A 17,635-nucleotide genomic window follows, 5' to 3' on the forward strand; every position below is an offset into this window, starting at 1 on the left:
CGCAAAGCGTCGGCATTTTGTGCACGCTCCGCGACGTACGAGAGGGCAAGCACTACGGCGCGAGATCGGCCACAGCCTGTGCGGCCGACGTGACCCGGTCCAGCCGCAGCGCGGTCTCACCGGCATAGAGCGCAGCGCGGTCCACCCATTTCGCGGGCATGTCTGCGGTGAGCGTGATCGGGGTGAGGAGCGGCAGCGCGGGGTGCTGAAGGCGCAGGAGCGCGCCGTCGCCACGGTCGGGGATCCGGGACAACGGCCCGCTGTACTTGTTGATCGCCGCGGGCAGTCGGCGGGTGCGCCCGTCCGGGTGGCACCAGCGCATTGTCATGGCGTTCGGGAGAACCCGATGTCGTTCCGGCCAGGCCAGGCCGAACGCCGTCGTCTCGATCGTGCTGTCCGCCTCGATGATCCGCTGCCGGTAAACCGGGTGGGCGCCGGACTCGTGGGTGAGCAGGAACCGCGTGCCCGCCACCACACCCGAGGCTCCGGCGGCGAGCGCCGCACGGGTGTCGGCGGCCGTCGCGATGCCACCCGCGGCGAAGATGGGGCGAGAACCGGCCAGGGTCAAGGCTTTTGGCAAGAAATCCGCCTGCGCCTGGGTGCCGACCAGATGTCCGCCTGCCTCCCGGCCCTGTGCGATCAATCCGTCGGCTCCGTAGGCCAGTGCCTCGGCGGCCTGCGCTTGGGTGCCGACCATCACCAAGACGAAAACGCCGCCGTCTGACAGTCGTCGGATCAGATTTCGATCGATCGCGAACGCCATCACCGCAATGTCGATCCTCGCTTCGAGGCAGACCTCGATATGCGAGCGGCGGAGGAACGGCATCAACAGATTGACCGCAACGGCGCGGCCGGGCACCTGGTCGCGGACCGTCGCGATTGCCGCCTTCAGCTGCCTGGGCGGTAGGAGTCCCAATGTGCCCAGCCCGCCGGCCGCTGCCACCGCGGCGGCCAGTGGCGCACCCGCGATACCGCCGGCCATGCCCGCCTGGACCACGGGCACATCGAGTTTCAGCCGATCTGCGATGTCCATTCCGCGATTCTGCGCCATCTGGGTCGGCCCGAGCGGGCGCAAACTGCCGACGTTCTACGGCGTGGCGGCCGACAGACGCGCACGGTCGCGGTGCCTGGGCTACCAGCGGCAGATGTCGGGGCCGGAACCGGAGTCGACGGCGCGGAAGGCGAGCAGGTGGCGCTGCCACCACGGCAGCGGCGCTGACAGGACCGGGTCGTGCGTCGCGTCGTCCACCACCCGCGGGGGTCCGTCGTGCAGGTAGGCGACGCGGACGCCGGTTAGTCCCGCATCCCGCCACAGCAGCACGGTGCGGCGCAGCTCCAGCCAGGGGATGCGGATCGGAGGGTCTTCGGACAGCCAGCGGGTCTGCCGGCGAAGGTATGTCGTATCGCCCGCATGCTCGGGCAACTCCAGCCCGACCAGGGTCACGGTGTCCCGCTGGTAATCCGCCAGTTGGAGGGCGGTGATGCCCGGCAGCAGGTGGTTGGTGGTGCCTTCCTCGGTGTGCAGATTGCTGAACATCGAGTAGTTCGCGACGGTCTTGAGCCCCACGTATGGTGTGACCCCGTTGGCGACGGCCAGCAATGGCGCGAGGAGCAGCACCAGGGGGCGTAGCTGCCAGTTCGGGGCGCGGACGCCGGCCAACTCGGCAGCGCGGTAAGCCCGCAGCAGCGCGACCATGAACGGGATCACCGCGACGGCCCACGTGAGGACGAGCAGGGTGTGCCACGGCAGGCCGATCGGGCTGTCCGGCGACTCGGCCGAGCTCGATACCAGACTCACCAGCACGTGGGCCGCGAGACCGGTGAGCGCCAGGCCCCGCGGTCGCCCGATCATTGCGAGCGTGCCCAAAATGCCGACGTTTCGCGGTGTGTCGGGCGGCAGACACGCACGCTCGCGGTGCCGGGGCGACAGGGTGGCGAACACCTCGGTCGGGACCAGCAGCACGTACACCGCGAAGACGACCGTGGCGAAGTCATAGAACGAGGCCAACGCCAAGATCGAGTGGAAGCCGACACCGAGCAGCACGCCCCAGAACCGCAGGCGCGGCACCGCCAGCAACACGAAAATGGCGGCCTCGATCACGACCGCGACGATGGCGACGAACTGCCCGACCACCGGCCCCGGCACCGCATCGTCGAAGCCGTTGAGCCAGATGAGCTGGCCGAACAACTCGCCGCCACACGAAGTTTCCGGGGTGAAGTACGCGGTGTTCAGCTTGTCGAAAACTGTGAACAGATAGACCACGAGCAACACCAGGCCGACCGGAGTGCGCGCGGCTGCCAGCCAGCGTTCGACGAAGCTGTCCGGGACGTCGGGCCGGTCGCGTGCGACCAACGCCCACAGTGCGGCGGTACCGAGCGCGACGGCGACCAGCAGGCTGAGCATGAGATGGTTCGACGCGGCAGGCAGGCTCAGCACGGCCACGGTGGCCCCGGCGGCCACAGCCAGGCCGGCCGCGGCCACCGAGCCGGGAAAGATCAGCGCGGGCAGGCCCGCCAGCAGCGCCGGCGCCACCGCGAGGGGCTGGCTGTCGGAGTAATGGAAAACCAGCGCCATCGCGAACAGCGTTGCGAACCAGCCGAGTTGCCGACGTGCGCCGGTGGGGTCATCCGTTCGGGCGTTGCTGCGCCACCGCATTGAGATGACTGTACTTGCCGGCTGCCGAGGGGCGTCGACGGCCGGCGCCGGCACCGCGTTTGCGGCGTAATCTGGGAAGTGATGGATGGGTGCGGTAGGGCTCAAACACCTTGCCGTGTAACGGAAAGGAAAAGAAATGAGTACGGTCCATTCATCAATCGACCTACATCCCGACATCATGGCCCTTCGGGCGGGCTATGACCGGGTCGCAGAGTCGATGGCCGCGCAGGTCACCTTCGGCCTGACGTTGCTGACAGCGATGTACGTCGCGCTGTCACCATGGATCGTCGGCTTCGACGCCTTCAGCAGGCTCACGGTCAACGATCTGATCGTCGGAGGGGCGATCGCGTTCCTGTCAATGTGTTTCAGCTTCGCGCTGGACCGTGCGCACGGCATGACCTGGACACTGCCGATCTTCGGTGTGTGGCTGATCATCTCGCCGTGGGTGTTTGTCAGTGGACCGACCGCAGGCATGATCTGGTCGCACGTGATCAGCGGTGCGCTCGTGATGGTGCTGGGCTTCAACGCGATGTACTTCGGAATGCGGGTGCGCAATTCTGAAGCGCGGCACGCCTAACCGGCAGTAGGCGAAGCCGACGGACCAGCCGGACTCCGGCTGGAGGGGAAATCTGCGTGCCGGGACCGGCCCGCGAATCGGATGATGCGTCAATTTGCTCCCCGGGTCGGGTTTTGCGCCATATTCTGGGCAATCGCAGGACTTCGATGACGGCGATGGCGGGTACGAACTGCTGAGATGAAGCTGGCGGGGCGGGAAGAAGAACTGGCGGCGATCCGTCGCTCCCTTGGTGGGCCGGGAACCCATCACGGTGTGGTGATCGTCGGCAGTGCCGGCGTCGGCAAGACCCGGTTGGCGCGGGAGGCCCTCAGCCACGCCGCGGCGTCCGGACATCGGACCAATTGGTTCGTCGGCACCGAATCCGCTCGCGCCATCCCGCTGGGGGCGTTCACCGGATCGATCAGTCAGAGCATGTGCGATCCGTTGCCGGACGTGCGGCGCGTGATCGATTCCTTCGTGGCCCAGCAGCGCATGGGCAAGGTCGTCATCGGCGTCGACGACGCCCACCTACTCGATCCACTGTCCGCGCACGTCGTCCACCAACTGGCACAGACGCAGGGGGTGCGCCTCGTCGTCACCGCGCGGTCCGGCGGCCCGGAACCCGACGCGGTGACCGCCCTGTGGAAGGACAGCCTGCTCGACCGGATCGACCTCGAACCGCTGTCCGCCACAGCGGCCGCGACGCTGATCGAATCCGCGGTCGGCGGACCGGTCGACAGCCGCAGCACGCGCCGCTTCTGGAAACTCACCGGAGGCAACGCGCTGTACCTGCTGCAGCTGGTGAAGGACCAGGTCGCCGCCGGGCGGATGCACAAATCCGCGGGGGTATGGATGTGGGACGGCGATGTGGCCGTGTCCCAGAGCATCTCTGACATGGTGGGGCGTCGCCTCGGCGAACTCGAGCCCGGTATGGCGCTGGTACTCGACACGCTTTCGCAGTGCGAACCGCTGAGTGTCGACATCCTCGTCGACCTGGTCGACCCCGCTGACCTGGAGGCCGCGGAGCAGATGCATCTGGTCAGGGTCGAACGTGCCGGGCGTGGCCTCGTGGCGACCCTGGCGCATCCGCTGTACGGCGAATTACGCAGGGCCACAGCCGGTGAGATGCACCTGTCGAAAATCCGCGGGAAGCTCGCGCGCCGACTGGCGGCGGAGCCCGACAGCGACATGCGCGCGACGGTGCGCCGGGCACTGCTGGCGCTGCAGTCCGACCTGCCACCTGATCCGGAGCTGTATCTGACCGCGGCTCGGTGCGCCGCCGTCCTCCTCGACCCCGATGCCGCGAACCGATTCGCCGCTGCCGCAGGTGAATGCGGCGCTCCCGAGGCGGCACCGATGCGGGCCATGACGTTGGTCCTGTTGAGCCGGGGTGACGAAGCCGAGACGGTCCTGCGGGCCATCAGCGCCGACGGTGCGCCGGACAGCCACCATTGGGCGACGATCCGGGCGGCCAACCTGGCCTGGATGCTCAGCCGGCCGCGCGACGCCCGCGTGATCTTGGAAAAGCTCTCCGAGGCAGCAGAATCCGATGCGCAGCGGATGGAGCGACTGGCCATTCAGGCCTGTGTCGATGCGGTGCTCGGGCACTGCGCGAGTGCCGAGGAAAATGCCAGGACCGCTCTGGATTCGGGCGGGCTGCCCGATTTTCACGCCATGATGGCCTCGATCGCGTTGATGATGGCCTTCGGTGCGCTGGGGCACGTCGACGACATCGGCTCTGTCGCCGAGCAGGCCATCGAACGGGCCAACACCTCATTCGAATCCTCGCCGATGCGTTTCTGGTTCGGGGCGGTCCACGGCCGCGCCTGCCGCCTGACCGGGCGTATCGACGAAATCACGGCCATGGCCGTCCGGCTCGACGAGTCGGCGCGTGACGTCCCAGGCCTGGTCTATGCCAATCTCGCCAACCTGCTCGGCCATGCCGAACTGGCAAGCGCCGACCTGCCCGCCGCCGTCAAACACCTGCATGAGGCGTACGCCGGTGCCGAAACGCATGAGATAACAACCGGTTTGCGTATCGCCAGTTGTTTCGCCCTGGCCGAGGCGTATGCCAAACTCGGCCAAGCCGCCGCGGCAACCGACGCTCTGGCCGGAGTCGGCCAGATGATGCCCGACGATTACGTGTTCGCCCGCACCGCGATGTCGGTGGCCACCGCGTGGACGCTGGCCGCCGGTGGCGCGCTGACCGACGCCGTCGACGTGGTACGCGAAGCAGGCCGCGACGCGGCGAGATACGAACAGCCGACGCATGAACTGTTGTGTCTGCAGACCGCCGCGCAGTGGGGCGACACGTCCGGTGCCGCGCGGGCACGGGAGCTTGCCGACACCTTGAAGCTGCCGGTGGCCGAGACGGTGGCCCGCCACATCGAGGCCTTGGCGGCCGACGACGGCGCGGAATTACTCGCTGCAGCAGGGGAATACCGAGCTCTCGGAGACCGGGCCACCGCCACCGATGCCACCGCGCAGGCCGCGGTCGCGTTCGGCCGTCACGGGCAGGGCAAGCGCAGTGCGTATGCGGCGGCGCTGGCGCAGGAGAGCGCCGACGAATGCGGCGGGCTGTGCACCCCGGCGCTGCGCAACCCGGCCGGTCAGCCGCTGACCGGAAGGCAGCGTGAGATCGTCGAACTCGTCGTCGCGGGGCTGTCCAACAAACAGATCGCCGAGCGGCTGGTGATGTCGGTGCGCAGCGTCGAAGGGCACCTCTATCGGGCCTGTCAGCGGGTCGGCGCGAGCTCACGTGAGCAGCTCGCCGCCATCATCCGTCGCGGTCCGAAGGGGCAGTGACGGCGCCTCGGAGCACGTCGGCAGCCTCGGTCTGGTAGGCATGCTCGGCCCACTCCAGCGGGGTGGAGCCGAATCTGCGGTCCGCGATGGTCACGTCTGCCCCGGCGTCGAGCAGGCGCCGGATCAGCTCGAGGTCCCCGGCCCAGGCGGCCTGGTGCAGCGCCGTCGCACCTTCGTCGTCGAGCGCATTGGGGTCGTCGGGGAATGCCGGAGCGGCCACTTCTACTCCGGTGACGTCGATTCCGTGCCGGGCGAGCAGATCGAGCCGGTCGGTGAACCCATGCTCGGCCGCCCAGCCGACCTGGCGGCGCCACATTTCGTCCCGGGATTCCATGGCCTCGCCGAGCCGCAGCTCCCACGGGCTCGGGCCGGCACTGGTCAGTCCGTGCGCGAACAGCAGTTCCAGGTGCGAGTCGTCGGCGCGGAACATCCGGTTGTACAGCGTCTGCTGGTCGACCGGATGGGCACCCCTGGTCAACAGCAACGTGGCCAGTTCCGGTGCGAGCGGATGGCGGGGCTGACGCCGCGGCCCTTGTTCACCCTCGCCGAACACCCCGGTCAGCACCGTGAACGGGGTGGACAGCCCGCACCAGAGATACCCGGCGTTCGGGTCGGCGCCGGCATCGAGCAGGATCGTGGCGGCCGCGAGCGCGTCGTCGCCGTTGTGGTCCAACGGAACTCGCGAATAGCTCAGATACATCAGCGGAACCCAGCCGAACGGGCCACCGCCCTGGTTGGCCAACGCGGGCCGATGCCTCAGGTGCCGGGCCAGTGCTGCGGGGTCTGCGGCCGATGCGGCGGCCCAGATGTGTTCGTCGGCCAGATCGGGTTCGGCGGCGAGCAGCTCCGCGGCGGCACCCCAGCGGGGTGGGGCATCGGTTTCGTTGTAGCGCAACGAAGCCCACGAGCAGAACCGGTCCGCGGAGGGAAGGGCCTCCTCGTCGAGCGCACCGGGGTCAACGCTGAGTTCGGCCGCGTCCCGCAGGTAGCGCACCAGCCCGGACCAGCTGCTGAAACCGTAGTCGCGGGCAACGGCGAACTCGGCCTCGTCCAGCGGTACACGCTTCTCGCGCTGCCACGTGCCGACTTCGACCCGCAGGTGGTCGATCGAGGGGTTGCTCGGTAGACGGCTGGCCATGACCCTTGCTTACTCGGTGATATGTGCACGATTTTCCGCGGTCGGCGCGGAAAGTCGTGCACGAATCCCGGCTAGTTGCAGACAGCGCCGACGGCGGCGGACTGGACCAGCTTGGTGTATTTGGCCAGCACGCCGGTCTTGTAGCGCGGCGGCAGCGGCTCGAACCCGACCTTGCGGGCCTCGAACTCGGCCTCGTCGACCAGCACGTCGAGCGTCCCGTTCGCCACGTCCAGGCGGATCCGGTCACCGTCCTTGACGAAGGCGATGGGCCCGCCGTCAACGGCCTCCGGAGCGATATGCCCGACGCACAGGCCCGTCGTACCGCCGGAGAACCGGCCGTCCGTCATCAGCAGCACGTCCTTGCCCAGCCCGGCGCCCTTGATGGCGCCGGTGATGGCCAGCATCTCGCGCATGCCCGGGCCGCCCTTGGGGCCCTCGTAGCGGATCACCACGACGTCGCCGTGGGTGATGGTGCCGTCCTCCAGCGCGTCCAAAGCCGCCCGCTCGCGCTCGAAAACCCTTGCGGTGCCCTCGAACACGTCGGACTCGAAGCCCGCGGACTTCACCACGGCGCCCTCGGGGGCCAGTGACCCGTGCAGGATCGTGATGCCGCCGGTCGGGTGGATCGGGTTGTTCATCGCCCGCAGCACCTTGCCGTCGGGGTCCGGGGGAGCGATGTGGGCGAGGTTCTCGGCCATGGTCTTGCCGGTGACCGTCAGGCAGTCGCCGTGCAGCAGGCCGGCATCGAGCAGCGCGCGCATGACGACCGGCACGCCGCCGATCTCGTCGACGTCCTTCATCACGTGGCGGCCAAACGGTTTCACGTCGGCCAGGTGGGGCACCTTGTTACCGATGCGGGTGAAGTCGGCCAGCGTCAGCTCGACCTCGGCCTCCTTGGCGATGGCCAGCAGGTGCAGCACGGCGTTGGTGGACCCGCCGAACGCCATGACCACGGCGATGGCGTTCTCGAAGGCCTTCTTGGTGAGGATGTCGCGCGCGGTGATGCCGCGGCGCAGCATCTCGACGACCGCCTCGCCCGAGCGACGGGCGAACTCGCCGCGGCGCTTGTCCACGGCGACCGGAGATGCGCTGCCCGGCAACGACATACCGAGTGCCTCGGCAGCCGACGCCATGGTGTTGGCGGTGTACATGCCGCCGCACGCGCCCTCGCCCGGACAGATCGCCCGTTCGATGATGTCGACGTCCTCGCGCGACATCAACCCGCGCACGCACGCGCCGACGGCCTCGAAGGCGTCGATGATCGTGACTTCCTTCTCGGTGCCGTCGGTGAGCTTGGCGACGCCGGGCATGATCGAGCCGTTGTAGAAGAACACCGAGGCCAGGTCCAGGCGGGCTGCCGCCATGAGCATGCCGGGGATCGACTTGTCACAGCCGGCCAGCAGCACCGAGCCGTCGAGGCGCTCGGCCTGCATCACGGTCTCGACGCTGTCGGCGATCACCTCGCGGGAAACCAGGGAGAAGTGCATTCCCTCGTGGCCCATCGAGATGCCGTCGGACACCGAGATGGTGCCGAACTCCAACGGGTAGCCCCCGGCTTCGTGCACGCCGTCCTTGACGTCCTGGGCGAGCCGCTGCAGCGACATGTTGCACGGCGTGATCTCGTTCCAAGAAGACCCGACGCCGATCTGAGGCTTGACCCAGTCGTCGTCCCCCATGCCTACCGCGCGGAGCATTCCGCGGGCAGCGGCCTTCTCCAGGCCGTCGGTGACGTCGCGGCTGCGGGGCTTGATATCGGGCGATGAGCCGCTTGCGCGAAGAGAATTGTCAGGGGTCTCGGAAGACATGCAGGTAAGTATGCCTCCCGGTTAGTTAGCCGCCCAAATTCTTTCTATACCTGTAGGGGGTATCGGTCAGCCGGTCCACTCCGTGGCCTTGACGGTGAGATCGAGCCCATCAGGAATCCCACGACGGTGCACACGATCGACAGTGCAGGCCAGACCCACAGCCAGCGGCGCGTGAAGAACACCATGACGATGCTCCCCGCGAGTCCGGCGGCCAGCCCGCCGCCGATCCAGCCGAAGATCGTGGGATAGACCTGATCGTCATACGGGGTGGGGCCGCAGGTCGCGTGGCAGGTGTCGGTGGACATCGCGAAGAACAGCGACAACCACGCGGCAGCAGCGGCGCCGAGCACGGCCACGATCCACAGCGCAATCGTGACGATGATGCTGACGACGGTGACGGCGGTACCGAGCCCGGAACGGCCACCCGGCTCCACGGGCAGAGGCTGCGGTGGAACCGGCCAGGCGGGTGGCGGATAGGCCGGCGACTCGCCGTAAGGGCCAGGCCAGGGAGGCTGTGACATCGCGTCGAGCGTATCGGCCGCCGGGGTGGGCCGTTGGCACTATTTCGCCCGGCCAAATCGGCATGCATACCCCGGTGGGGTACCCGTATACTGGGGTCATGGACGCGGCTGACAACTCGGGTGCACACGGCTACTCGGCGCAGAAGGACAACTACGCCAAACGGCTGCGCCGGATCGAAGGCCAGGTCCGGGGCATCGCCAAGATGATCGAAGAGGACAAGTACTGCATCGACGTCCTCACCCAGATCAGCGCCGTCAACAGTGCGCTGCAGTCGGTGGCGCTCGGTCTGCTCGACGAGCACCTCGGACATTGCGTGACCCAGGCTGTCTCCGAAGGCGGGGATCAGGCCGAGGCCAAGCTGGCCGAGGCGTCGGCCGCCATCGCCCGCCTGGTCCGCTCCTAGTCGGCCAGGGCCTGCTCGATCCGCTCGACCTTCGCGGTGAGCTGCCCGGTGTAGCCGGGACGAATGTCGGCCTTCAACACCAGGCTGACTCGCGGCGAAACCGCGGCTACCGCGTCAACGGCCTGCTTCACCACGGCCATGACCTCATCCCATTCACCCTCGATGTTGGTGAACATGGCATTGGTCTCGTTGGGCAGGCCAGAGGCCCGCACCACCCGCACCGCTTCGGCCACCGCGGCGCTGACACTTCCGGTTTCATCCCCGCCCGTCGGGCTGATGCTGAACGCGACAATCACGGAATCGATTGTGCGCTCTGATCGGTCAGTGCTTGCTGAACACCGTCGGGCGCACCTGAAGGATCACGCGGTCGGGGGCGTCCGCCGGCACCTCGTTGAGCGACCCGCTGTAGCGGTCGTTGAGTGACAGGAAGAACGCCGCGGTGGGGTCCGGCACGATCTCGTCGACCACGCCGCGGACCTCCAGGTAGCGGTACGGGTTGTCCGGATCGTGGATGGACATCGCCACCTCGGGATGCGCCGTGATGTTGCGGTACTTCTGGCGCTTGGTGGTGTGGGTGAAGCGCAGGTGCGTGCCATCCCATTCGAACCACATCGGATTCACCTGCACCGACCCGTCGGGCCTGGTGGTGGCCAGATGGCCGAACAGCGGCCTCGTCAACAGATCCTCGTAGCCATCAGGCACTGCAACCATTGCGCATCCTCTCGGTTCGGCAACCACGCACGGCAACGTTATGGCACTACCGTGGCATCCCAGCATGACCTTCAGCGTCGCCGGCGAATCGCTCCCCGCCCACACCAGCCCGTGGACACCACGCGTTGCCACGCAACTCGCCGTCCTCGCGGCGGCGGCGTTCGTCTACGTCACCGCCGAGATGCTCCCGGTCGGTGCGCTGCCGGCGATCGCCACCGACCTTCGGGTCAGCGAGGGCCTGGTCGCCACGTTGATGGCCAGCTATGCCCTGGTTGCCGCGCTGACCACGGTCGCGCTGGTGCGGCTGACGGCGCGCTGGCCGCGACGCCGGACGCTGGTCGCCACCCTGGTGTGTCTGACGGTCTCCCAGGTGATCTCCGCGCTCGCGCCGAACTTCGCGGTGCTGGCCGGCGGCCGGGTGCTGTGCGCGCTGGCGCACGGGCTGATGTGGTCGGTGATCGCACCGATCGGAGCCCGGCTGGTTCCGGCCAGCCACGCCGGCCGGGCCACCGCCGCGGTCTATGTGGGCACCGGGCTGGCCCTGGTCGTGGGTAACCCGCTGGCCGCGGCGCTCAGCGCGATGTGGGGCTGGCGCCAGGCCGTGGCGGTCATCGCCGTGGCCGCAGCCGTGGTGGCCCTGGCCGCGTGGACCCTGCTGCCGGCGCTCGCGCCGGTCTCCGGCGCGACGCAGGCTGCGGTGGCGAGGCACGGCCACCGGCGTAACCGCAGGCTGCTCACCCTGTCGGTGCTGACGCTGATCGGGGTCACCGGGCATTTCGTCGCCTTCACCTTCATCGTGGTGATCATCCGGGACGTGGTCGGGATCCATGGGCCGCACCTGGCGTGGCTGCTGGCCGGGTTCGGGATCGCCGGTCTGGCCGGGATGGCCGCCATGGCCCGACCCCTGGACCTGTGGCCCAAGGCCTCGGTGCTGGGCTGTCTGGGCGCACTGGCCGCTGCGCTGCTCACGTTGTCGGTGCTGGCCGTCGAATCGTGGTCCGGACTGGCGGTCGTGCTGCTGGGGGCAGCGGCCGTCGTGGTCTGGGGTGCGGCGTCGACGGCTTTGCCACCGATGCTGCAGGCCTCGGCGATGCGCACCTCGCCGGACGACCCCGATGGCGCGTCAGGCCGGTACGTAGCGGCCTTCCAGGTCGGCATCATGGGCGGTGCGCTGATCGGTGGCGCGATCTACGACCACGGCGGTGCTGCCCCGACCCTCGGCGCCGCTGCGATGCTGATCATCGTCGCGCTGAGCGGCGTCGCGCTGACTCGTGGCGTGTTCACAGTTTCCTGCGCTACCACAGAGAAGTAACGCGAGCACGCTCACAGTCGATAAACATCGCAGTTCAGCGCCGTGGAAACGGTGGTTGTCGGGGGATGACGGCTTCTCGCGGCAGTAGCTGGTCACCGCGCTGTGAGACACTGGAGCGAGTTGTGCTGTCTGGAGGTTACTCATGCCGAAATCGGCAAAACGTCGACTGATCACCATGTTCATGGCCGCGGGAGTGGTCGGTGCAATGGTGCTCAGCCCATCCGCCTATGCGGATCCCGAGGTGCCGCCGGCACCCGTCGACCCTGCAGTTCCGGGCCCCCCGCCGGGCGCGTACATCCCCCCGCTGCCCGCCGACCCGGCGGCTCCGGCCGCCGCCGCTCCGGCGACACCCGCACCGATCGTCAACTACGGCTCCCCGACCGTGCCGTTCACCGAGGGCGACGCGCCCGGGCAGAGCTCTCAGCCGTTCACCGGTGAGGCGCCGTTCCTGCCGCCGTCGTTCAACCCGGTCAACGGGTCGATGGTGGGCGTCGCCAAGCCCATCTACATCAACTTCCAGCGGCCGATCGCCAACCGGCAGATGGCCCAGGACGCCATCCGGATCACGTCGAACCCGCCGGTGGCCGGGCGCTTCTACTGGGTCACCGACACCCAGCTGCGCTGGCGCCCGCAGGACTTCTGGCCGTCCAACACGGTGGTGAACATCGACGCGGCGGGCACGAAGTCGAGCTTCCGCGTCGGCGACTACCTGGTGGCCACGGTCGATGACAAGGCCCACCAGATGGAGATCATGCGCAACGGGAAGCTGGAGAAGACCTTCCCAGTGTCGATGGGCAAGCCCGACGGCAAGCACGAGACCAAGAACGGCACCTACTACGTGCTGGAGAAGTTCCCCGACATCATCATGGATTCCTCCACCTACGGTGTGCCGGTGGACTCCAAGGAGGGCTACAAGCTGAAGGTGCAGGACGCCGTCCGCATCGACAACAGCGGCGTGTTCGTGCACAGCGCCCCGTGGTCCGTCGCCCAGCAGGGCAAGAGCAACACCAGCCACGGCTGCATCAACCTCAGCCCTGAGAACGCCAAGTGGTTCTACGACAACTTCGGCAGCGGCGATCCGGTGGTCATCAAGAACACCGGTGGCGGCTGGTACAACACGCCGGACGGTGCCTCCGACTGGCAGATGTTCTAGGAGAACGCCGATACAACAAAACCCCTGCCCGTCGGCAGGGGTTTTGTTGTATCCAGGGCTAGTTCCAGATCCGCACGCGCTTGGCCGGCTCCAGGTACAGCTCGTCGGTGTCGGCCACCTCGAACGCCTCGTAGAACGAATCGATGTTGCGGATGACGCCGTTGCAGCGGAATTCCGGCGGTGAGTGCGGGTCCACCGCCAGGCGGCGGATGGCCTCGGCCTCACGGGATTTGGTCCGCCACACCTGTGCCCAGCCGAAGTAGACGCGCTGCACGCCGGTCAGCCCGTCGATCACCGGAGCCTCCTCGCCCTTCAGCGACAGCTGATAGGCCAGCAGGGCGATGGACAGCCCGCCGAGATCACCGATGTTCTCCCCGACCGTGAACGCGCCGTTCACGTGGTGCGAGGTATCCAGCCCGCGCGGGCTGAACTCCTCGTACTGGTCGATCAAAGCCTTTGTGCGGACCCCGAATTCAGCCCGGTCCGCGTCGGTCCACCAGTCCACCAGGTTGCCGTCGCCGTCGTACTTGGCGCCCTGGTCGTCGAAACCGTGACCGATCTCGTGGCCGATCACCGCGCCGATGCCGCCGTAGTTGGCCGCATCGTCGGCTTGGGCGTCGAAGAACGGCGGCTGCAGAATGGCTGCGGGAAAGACGATTTCGTTCATTCCCGGGTTGTAGTAGGCATTGACCGTCTGCGGCGTCATGAACCACTCGTCGCGGTCCACCGGCCCGCCCAGCTTGGCCAGCTCGCGGTCGGAGTTCACCACGTGGCCGCGACGGTAGTTGCCGTAGAGATCATCGCGCTCGACCACCAGAGCCGAATAGTCCCGCCAGCGGGCCGGATAACCGATCTTGGGCGTGAACTTGTCGAGCTTCACCAGTGCCTTGGCCCGCGTCTCCGGCGTCATCCAGTCCAGCTCGTTGATGCTGACCCGGTAGGCCTCGCGCAGGTTGGCCACCAACTCGTCCATCCGGGCCTTGGCCTCGGGCGGGAAGTACTGCTGGACGTAGAGCTTGCCCAGGGCGTCGCCCATCAGGCCCTCCACCAGGGACACCCCGCGCTTCCACCGGTCGCGGTTCTGCTCGGTGCCGCTCAGGGTGCGGCCGTAGAAATCGAAGTTCTCGGCCACCAGCTCGTCGGTCAGCAGCCCGGCGCGGGAGTGGATGAGGCGCCAGCGAGTCCAGGCCTTCCAGTCCTCCAGGTCCTCACTCGCCCACAGCGCGGCGAACGCCGTCACATAGTCGGGTTGGCGCAGCACCAGCTCGGAAACCCTCTCGGGGGTGGTGCCGAGGGCGCCGAGCCAGCCGGTCCAATCGAAGCCGGGAGCATCGCCGGACAGGTCGGCGAAGGTGCGCAGGTTGTAGGTCAGGTCCGCGTCGCGGCGCTTGACCACGTCCCAGTGCGCGGCGGCCAGCTTGGACTCCAGCGCCACGATCCGGGCCGCGGTCTCGCTCTGATCGCCGCCGTACACGAGGGCGAACATCCGGGCGATATGGCCGGGGTAGGCGGCCAGGATCTCGGCGTGCTGCTCGTCGCGGTAATAGGACTCGTCGGGCAGCCCGAGCCCGGACTGGCTCATGTGCAGCAGGTACCGCGTCGAATCCTTGGAGTCGGTGTCCACGTACACCCCGGCCCCGCCGGACACCCCGGTGCGCTCCAGCCCGCCCAGCACGGCGGCCAGCGCATCGCTGTCGGCAGCGCCGTCGATCAGCGCCAGCTCGGCCAGCAGCGGCGCCAGGCCACGCGTGGCGATGGTCTGCTCGTCCATGAAGCTGGCGTACAGGTCGCCGATGCGCTGCTCGTCGGTGCCCGCAGCGGCGTCGGATGCGGCCGCCTGCGTGATCAGATCGCGGATCTGCTCCTCGGCACGGTCGTGCAGGAGCCGGAAGGCGCCGTCGGTGGCGCGGTCGGCGGGAATCTCGTAGTCGGTCAACCAACGGCCGTTGACGTGGCCGAACAGGTCGTCTTGCGGGCGGGCTTGCGGGTCGACATGGCTCAGGTCGATACCCGACTTGATGGCTTCTACCGTCACCCCGACATTCTTCCAGAAGGCCGCGGGTGCGCTCGGCTGGTTTCGCTGCCGGTACCCTCACGGCCATGCCCGAGGCGCCGAGCAAGGACAGCAACGACAGCACCGACGATCACCCCAATGGCGTCATCACCGGCTTCGGTTTCGCCTCGGCGATCGCGGGCCTGATCGCGGTTGTCGCGGTGGTCCTGGGTGTCATGGTGTGGTCCGGACACCGCAGCGAGGCCGACGAGCGCGCCTACCAGAGCCGGGTGCTGCGGACGGCCGCCGACTGGGCCAACGTCCTGATCAACATCAACAAGGACTCCGTCGAGGCCGGCATGCAGAAGCTGCGCGAGGGCACGGTCGGTCAGCTCAACGCCGACTTCGACGCCGCCGTGCAGCCCTACCGCGACCTCGTGCAGCGGCTTCAGGCGCGCACCACCGGCCAGATCGACTCGGTGGCCATCGAATCGCTGTACCACCCGCCGCCGGGTCCGGACGGTCGCCCGGTGCCCGCACCCAAGGCCGATCTGGCCGGGATGGTCTCGCGCACCGACACCGTGCTCGTGGTGGCCACCTCCGTCAGCGAGAACGCAGGCACCGACAAGCCGCAGACCGTGCGCTGGAACCTGCGGCTGGATGTGTCCGACGTCGACGGCACCCTGATGGTTTCGCGATTGGAGCCGATCCGATGAGAAACCGGTTGCGGGTTCTGGCTTTTGACATCGTGGCTCCGCTGGCTGCGATCGTGGCACTGCTCTACATCGGCCTGGCGTTGGCGTGGCCGCTGTGGTGGGTCTCGCTGTGCTCGGTGCTGTGCCTGCTGATCGTGCAGGGCGTCATCGTCAACGTCGTGCTGGCTCGCCGGGACGGCGTGACGCTGGGCACCGACGACGACGCTCCCGGTCTGCGGCTGGCCGTCGCCGGTGTGGCTGCCGCCGCCCTCGTCGCCGCGGTGACGGTGGGATACCTGCGCTGGACCGCGCCCGATCGCACCTTCAACAACGACCGTGACGAGGTGGTGCGCATCGCCAGCAGCGTCTCGGAGGCGACCGCCACCTTCAGCCCGCAGAGCCCGACCTCCTCGATCGACCGCGCCACGGCGATGATGTCGCCGCAGCAGGCCGAGCAGTTCAAGAACGAATTCGCCAACGTGGCAAAGGAATTGGCCAGTAAGAACGTATCGGCCACCGCCGCCACCATCTCGGCCGGCGTGGAGGCGCTGGGTCCGCAGGTGGCCAGTGTCGCCGTCGTCCTGCGCGGAACCCAGAGTGCGCCGGGCAAACCCACCGACAACGCGGTGATGGCACTGCGGGTGGCGCTGAGCAAGGCCGACGGTCGCTGGCTCGTCGACAACGTCACCCCGTTGCACTCGCGCTAGGCGGCGGAGCGCTCAGGCGAAGCGGGCGTACTCGACCTTCAGGCAGAGGTCCTGGATGACCGTGAGGCCTGCCGCGGCGCCGTCGCGGGCCACCTTGTCGTCGCGCAGCCCCAACTGCAGCCACAGGGTCTTGGCCCCGACTGCGATGGCGTCGGTGAGCACGTTGGGCAGTTCTTCGCGGCGACGGAACACGTCGACCAGGTCCGGGACCTCGGGCAGCGCGGCCAGGCTGGGATAGACGGGAGTGCCGTCCACCTCGGTGATGGTCGGGTTCACCAGATAGAGCGTGTAGCCGGTGGCCGCCTTCAGGTAGGTCCAGACTTCGTGGCTGGCCCGCGCCGGGTTGGCCGAGGCGCCGACGATGGCCACCGACCGGGTTTCCCGCAGGACGCGTTGCACCGTCGCGGCTGACTGGGACGTCATCTGCGTCGGCGACTACTTCGCGGAGCGCTGCGCGGACAGTTTCGCGAACCGGTCCGACAAGCGCTGCATGCGCAGCAGCAGCGAGGCCGGCGGGCTGACGGTGCCTTCCAGATAATCGGCGAAGGACTCGTTGGACACCCCGACGCGCGAGGCGAACTCGGGTGCCTGCAGTTCGGAACGGCGCAGCATCGCCTGGATCTGGCGGGCGACCTCGGCGCGCTCGGTGGCCTCCAGGTGCTCACGGGTGCGCACCAACACCTCCGACAGCGCCTTGGACACCCCATAGGGGCGGGCGGTCTGCAGCACTTCCTCGACCTGGCGGGCGGTGCGGCCGTACGGATCCCGCTTGATCGCGGCGACGATCCGCTGCCAGACCGCCATGTCGTCGGTCTCCAGGGCCGCACGGATCGCGGCGGTCGGCCAGTACTCGACCGGCCGATCGTCGAAGGCGGGTTGGCGCTGCGGCGGCGCGGCCTTGGCCTGACGTGATTGTCGCGGCTGTGCCGGCTGCTGCGAACGCTGTACCGGTGTGCGTGGTGTCTGCGTGCCCTGCCCCTGTGTGCGCTGTGCGTTGGTGTCCTGCCCGGGAGCGCGTTGCTCCTGTTTCCGTTGTACCTGGGCGGGCGCCTTCTGGGGGCGTTGTGCGGAACTGCGTTGTGCCGAATTGCTTTGGGCGGAAGTGCGTGGCGTCGTCGCGCGCGGCGTGGCCGGTGTCCGTTGGGCCGGGGCGGAGCGTTGGGCGGGGGTCCGCTGGGT

16 protein-coding genes and 1 pseudogene are annotated in these 17,635 nt (G+C 68.3%); 7 read left to right on the plus strand and 10 right to left on the minus strand.

The window, feature by feature from the left end; genetic code table 11:
- Nucleotides 1-52: 52 nt before the first annotated feature.
- The gene (locus tag G6N57_RS06940; protein WP_077739838.1) at nt 53-1,033 is read right to left on the minus strand and encodes a nitronate monooxygenase; all 981 of its coding nucleotides are present in this window, start codon (nt 1,031-1,033) and stop codon (nt 53-55) included.
- Nucleotides 1,034-1,132: 99 nt separating this feature from the next.
- Nucleotides 1,133-2,656, minus strand: a complete 1,524-nt coding sequence (locus G6N57_RS06945; protein ID WP_097926259.1) for a hypothetical protein — start codon at nt 2,654-2,656, stop codon at nt 1,133-1,135.
- 136 nt (nt 2,657-2,792) lie between these two features.
- On the opposite strand from G6N57_RS06945, the gene G6N57_RS06950 reads away from it, so the two are divergent.
- Complete coding sequence (locus G6N57_RS06950) at nt 2,793-3,233, plus strand: SPW repeat protein (protein WP_077739841.1); 441 nt, start codon at nt 2,793-2,795, stop codon at nt 3,231-3,233.
- Nucleotides 3,234-3,410: 177 nt separating this feature from the next.
- Nucleotides 3,411-6,017, plus strand: coding sequence for a LuxR C-terminal-related transcriptional regulator (locus G6N57_RS06955; protein WP_077739842.1), 2,607 nt, complete (start codon nt 3,411-3,413; stop codon nt 6,015-6,017).
- Here G6N57_RS06955 and G6N57_RS06960 read toward each other — a convergent pair.
- From G6N57_RS06960 to G6N57_RS06970, 3 genes are all read right to left on the minus strand, one after another.
- On the minus strand, nt 5,989-7,155 hold the full coding sequence (locus G6N57_RS06960; RefSeq protein ID WP_077739843.1) for an ankyrin repeat domain-containing protein: 1,167 nt from the start codon (nt 7,153-7,155) through the stop codon (nt 5,989-5,991). The genes G6N57_RS06955 and G6N57_RS06960 overlap by 29 nt on opposite strands.
- Before the next feature lie 71 nt (nt 7,156-7,226).
- Entirely contained in the window at nt 7,227-8,960 is a 1,734-nt protein-coding gene (gene ilvD, locus G6N57_RS06965) for a dihydroxy-acid dehydratase (RefSeq protein WP_077739844.1), read from the minus strand.
- Nucleotides 8,961-9,004: 44 nt separating this feature from the next.
- Nucleotides 9,005-9,481, minus strand: a complete 477-nt coding sequence (locus G6N57_RS06970; protein WP_133118363.1) for a hypothetical protein — start codon at nt 9,479-9,481, stop codon at nt 9,005-9,007.
- 98 nt (nt 9,482-9,579) lie between these two features.
- Between G6N57_RS06970 and ricR the strand changes: the two genes are divergently transcribed.
- The gene (gene ricR, locus G6N57_RS06975; RefSeq protein ID WP_070945471.1) at nt 9,580-9,885 is read left to right on the plus strand and encodes a copper-sensing transcriptional repressor RicR; all 306 of its coding nucleotides are present in this window, start codon (nt 9,580-9,582) and stop codon (nt 9,883-9,885) included.
- On the opposite strand, the gene G6N57_RS06980 is transcribed toward ricR, so the two are convergent.
- Both G6N57_RS06980 and G6N57_RS06985 read right to left on the minus strand, forming a co-directional pair.
- The gene (locus tag G6N57_RS06980; protein WP_077739846.1) at nt 9,882-10,181 is read right to left on the minus strand and encodes an MTH1187 family thiamine-binding protein; all 300 of its coding nucleotides are present in this window, start codon (nt 10,179-10,181) and stop codon (nt 9,882-9,884) included. The two genes, ricR and G6N57_RS06980, sit on opposite strands and share 4 nt — an antisense overlap.
- Before the next feature lie 25 nt (nt 10,182-10,206).
- Nucleotides 10,207-10,596 carry a PPOX class F420-dependent oxidoreductase gene (locus G6N57_RS06985; protein WP_077739847.1) on the minus strand — a complete coding sequence of 130 codons (390 nt, stop codon included), beginning with the start codon at nt 10,594-10,596 and terminating at the stop codon, nt 10,207-10,209.
- A gap of 64 nt (nt 10,597-10,660) precedes the next feature.
- Between G6N57_RS06985 and G6N57_RS06990 the strand changes: the two genes are divergently transcribed.
- Together G6N57_RS06990 and G6N57_RS06995 are read left to right on the plus strand one after the other, a co-directional pair.
- Entirely contained in the window at nt 10,661-11,908 is a 1,248-nt protein-coding gene (locus G6N57_RS06990) for an MFS transporter (protein WP_077741809.1), read from the plus strand.
- A 142-nt stretch (nt 11,909-12,050) separates the two neighbouring features.
- Nucleotides 12,051-13,061: a L,D-transpeptidase gene (locus G6N57_RS06995; protein ID WP_097926260.1), complete on the plus strand. Its 1,011-nt coding sequence runs from the start codon at nt 12,051-12,053 to the stop codon at nt 13,059-13,061.
- A 58-nt stretch (nt 13,062-13,119) separates the two neighbouring features.
- On the opposite strand, the gene G6N57_RS07000 is transcribed toward G6N57_RS06995, so the two are convergent.
- The gene (locus G6N57_RS07000) at nt 13,120-15,096 is read right to left on the minus strand and encodes a M13 family metallopeptidase (protein WP_077739848.1); all 1,977 of its coding nucleotides are present in this window, start codon (nt 15,094-15,096) and stop codon (nt 13,120-13,122) included.
- 65 nt (nt 15,097-15,161) lie between these two features.
- On the opposite strand from G6N57_RS07000, the gene G6N57_RS07005 reads away from it, so the two are divergent.
- On the plus strand, nt 15,162-15,770 hold the full coding sequence (locus G6N57_RS07005; protein ID WP_077739849.1) for a hypothetical protein: 609 nt from the start codon (nt 15,162-15,164) through the stop codon (nt 15,768-15,770).
- Nucleotides 15,767-16,456: a hypothetical protein gene (locus tag G6N57_RS07010; protein WP_077739850.1), complete on the plus strand. Its 690-nt coding sequence runs from the start codon at nt 15,767-15,769 to the stop codon at nt 16,454-16,456. Before G6N57_RS07005 ends, G6N57_RS07010 begins: the two co-directional genes overlap by 4 nt.
- Nucleotides 16,457-16,468: 12 nt before the next feature.
- Here the strand turns inward: G6N57_RS07010 and G6N57_RS07015 are convergent, their stop codons facing one another.
- Both G6N57_RS07015 and G6N57_RS07020 read right to left on the minus strand, forming a co-directional pair.
- Complete coding sequence (locus tag G6N57_RS07015; RefSeq protein WP_077739851.1) at nt 16,469-16,879, minus strand: CoA-binding protein; 411 nt, start codon at nt 16,877-16,879, stop codon at nt 16,469-16,471.
- A 12-nt stretch (nt 16,880-16,891) separates the two neighbouring features.
- Nucleotides 16,892-17,344: pseudogene (locus G6N57_RS07020) on the minus strand (hypothetical protein); the annotation flags it as partial.
- Nucleotides 17,345-17,635: the final 291 nt, after the last annotated feature.

The organism is Mycolicibacterium boenickei, from assembly GCF_010731295.1.
Lineage (GTDB): Bacteria > Actinomycetota > Actinomycetes > Mycobacteriales > Mycobacteriaceae > Mycobacterium > Mycobacterium boenickei.